Source organism: Methanospirillum sp. (genome assembly GCF_035406105.1).
Lineage (GTDB): Archaea > Halobacteriota > Methanomicrobia > Methanomicrobiales > Methanospirillaceae > Methanospirillum.
Map to the genome: position 1 here is coordinate 1 of NZ_DAONKG010000269.1, position 2,935 is coordinate 2,935.

Annotated in this window: 3 protein-coding genes and 1 pseudogene; all 4 read right to left on the reverse strand. The window is 45.7% G+C overall.

From position 1 onward, the window contains the following. Positions 1-416: sugar phosphate nucleotidyltransferase (locus PLA23_RS12185; RefSeq protein ID WP_324475356.1), on the reverse strand; the 416-nt coding region annotated here is incomplete at its 3' end. Position 417: 1 nt separating this feature from the next. Then, positions 418-1,689, reverse strand: a complete 1,272-nt coding sequence (locus PLA23_RS12190) for a UDP-glucose dehydrogenase family protein (RefSeq protein WP_324475357.1) — start codon at positions 1,687-1,689, stop codon at positions 418-420. 98 nt (positions 1,690-1,787) lie between these two features. Beyond that, positions 1,788-2,531: a formylmethanofuran dehydrogenase subunit C gene (locus PLA23_RS12195; protein ID WP_324475358.1), complete on the reverse strand. Its 744-nt coding sequence runs from the start codon at positions 2,529-2,531 to the stop codon at positions 1,788-1,790. Between the two features lie 80 nt (positions 2,532-2,611). Further along, a pseudogene (locus PLA23_RS12200) lies at positions 2,612-2,935 on the reverse strand (formylmethanofuran dehydrogenase subunit A); the annotation flags it as partial.

The window sequence follows — 2,935 nt, forward strand, 5'->3', positions numbered from 1 at the left end:
TTGGGTGCAATCGTAATAGTGTCCCCAAGCAGGACCACAAACGGTTCGTCATTACAGTGTTTTTCTGTGAGCAGTATGGCATCTCCAAGTCCCTTTGGCTCACGCTGTCTTATATAGTGAATATTCGGGATATCACTCATATCAATATAGGTATGTGAACCTGATCCCGTATGAGATGATATTTTATCCTCAAGTTCGATACACCGGTCAAAATGATCCTCAATGGCCCGTTTGTTCCTACCGGTAATGATAATGATGTCATCAATCCCTGAGGCAACTGCTTCCTCAACCACATACTGAATGACCGGCTTGTCAACAACCGGTAACATCTCTTTTGGCTGAGCCTTTGTAATCGGAAGAAATCTGGTCCCAAGACCTGCTGCAGGGATGACTACTTTTCTGACCACATCAGCCATATTACCAGCAGACTCCTTCGATACCAGAACAGGATAATATCTTTCGCCCTTCAATAATTACCTGATTCTTCATCCTGGCAAATTCAGAGCCCAGTTTGGAAAATTCAGGCCACTCGGTCAGAACAAGGCATGCATCGGCCCCCTCAAGGGCATCTCCAGCATTCGTGTAATAGCTAAGAGATGGAAATATCTTTTTCATGGAGTCGGCAGCCATAGGATCAAATGCAGAGATAATTGCCCCCTGTTCCAATAACTCCGAAATGACCGGAATGGAGCGTGAATCCCGGACATCATCCGTGTTGTCCTTAAATGCAAGACCAAGGACGGCAATTTTCTTCTCTTTGAGATCGCCAATACGCGTTCGAAGAAGCTGGATAATCCTGCCTGGCTGTTGTTCGTTCACCTCAATCACCGATTTGAGCAGAACCGGCTCTTCGCCATACCTTTCTGCAAGCCTGATAAGAGCCATGACATCCTTTGGAAAACAACTTCCTCCAAATCCGAGCCCTGCATTTAAAAAATACGGGTTGATCCGGTGATCATACCCAACGCCTTTCATGACTTCATACACATCTATCCCAAGTTTTTTACAGATATTTCCGATCTCATTCGAGAACGAGATCTTGGTTGCCAGAAATGCATTCGAAGTATATTTGATCATCTCAGCCGCTTTCAGAGAGGTCGTGATGACTGGTGCATCCAGTTTTTCATAAGCTTTTTGGACAACCTCTATCGCTTTTTGAGATGTTCCCCCGATGACAATACGGTCAGGATGCAAAAAGTCATCAATCGCTCTTCCTTCCCGGAGGAATTCCGGGTTCATACAAAAACCGACTGTATCTGATATATCTCCCAGAGGTTTCATCACAGCCGGGATGACCACTGATTCTGTGGTTCCAGGCGGAACAGTACTTTTGACGGTAATCACATGATATTTTGTTGATCCCTTCAGGGCATATCCAATGGATTCTGAAGCACCTGTGATATATCTGAGATCTGCAGATCCATCATCCTGTGGAGGTGTCCCAACACATATCAGAATGATATCAGCATCCTCTATCCCCTCGTAATGGGACTGTGCAGAGAGATTTTTTCCTGATATCTGCCGAAGAATCTCCTCCAGTTTATCTTCATAGATGGGTGGTACTCCCTGATTAATGAGATCTGCTTTCCCAGTGTCAATCTCAACTATACGAACAGTGTGCCCAAGATAAGCAAAACATGAAGCGGTGACGAGGCCAACATACCCCCCACCAATAACTGTAATATTCAAATATTCACTCTCCGTTTCATCATTTCAAAAGATCTGAATACAAACAAAGGAACATTTTTGTCATTCTTTGGTATTGAATCATTCAAGAGCTGTACTTATTACTTTTTTACCATCAGCTCTCCCTTTCCTTTGTTTGCAATATCACCGTGATATACTACCATGCCTTCCTTCTCCCCTATTCTCTCAAAAGTTGGCAGCATATCAATCACGGTTCCTCCCACAATACAGGTTCCCTTTGACATATTTGCTGCCGGAATCCTGACATCACCGTCGATAATCAGCATACCTCCTCGCATCTCTGCCCCGGCAAACATCCCTGCATTCCCATGCACATGGATCTCTCCTCCTGTCAGGTACTCTCCCAGATAATCGCCGGCATTACCCATGACTTCGATTTTACCGCCTCTCATACCTCGTTTCTCACCCCGGTATCCTGAACCACAGTAATCACCGGCGTTCCCGTGGCAGAGGATGGATCCGGCACGCATCTCACGCCCTAGCCACCCGTCGGCATTCCCATGAATGACAATATTTCCGCCCCGCATGAAATTTCCACAATGCATCCCGATGTCACCTTCGATGATGATTGTTCCAGATGACATGTATTCTCCAACTCGCTTGACCCGGCTTGTATCTCCCCTGAGAATAACAACGATGTTCTCTGGTGAGTTCACATTCCCCTCTTTTCTGACAGTGAAAACTTCTTCAAGACGGCGTTTCTTATTCCCTTCCCAGACAAACAGTTCACGGTTTCCGATAAAATTCATCGGAATGATCATCTCTGCTTCAATGGGCAGGAAAGGCTTTGCACGGGGTTTCATCGTAAGGGTGACCTGCATCATAATGATTCATCCGGCACAACAGTTACTCCAAAGTTCTTCATTTGGTGAAAATGATGATCAACCGTGACATTACATAATGGTTATGCAGTCCTGGTGTTTATCGCAACACCTCGCTGCACGTACTCATCCTGTACCAGGTAATTCTCCAGATCGACTGAGTAAAACCGTGAAAACTTCTCCACAAACCGCGGGCTTTTCATGACATCCATATCATCCGGAAGCTCGGCATGGGACCAGAAGGTACGGTTCGGCACACCCCTGATAACCTCCCCGTCCCTGCTTACAACAATCCCATCCTTCAGAGTATACAGGGTCTGCTGGAATGCTCCGATAACCTCTTCATACTGCATAGAAGGGTCAATTTCCTCTGGTTTTATTGGATATATAGCGATATCTGCGAGCGC

Coding starts and splice junctions, on each gene's coding strand:
- PLA23_RS12195 (WP_324475358.1), bottom strand. CDS start 2,531: ATGATGCAGGTCACCCTTACGATGAAACCCCGTGCAAAGCCTTTCCTG.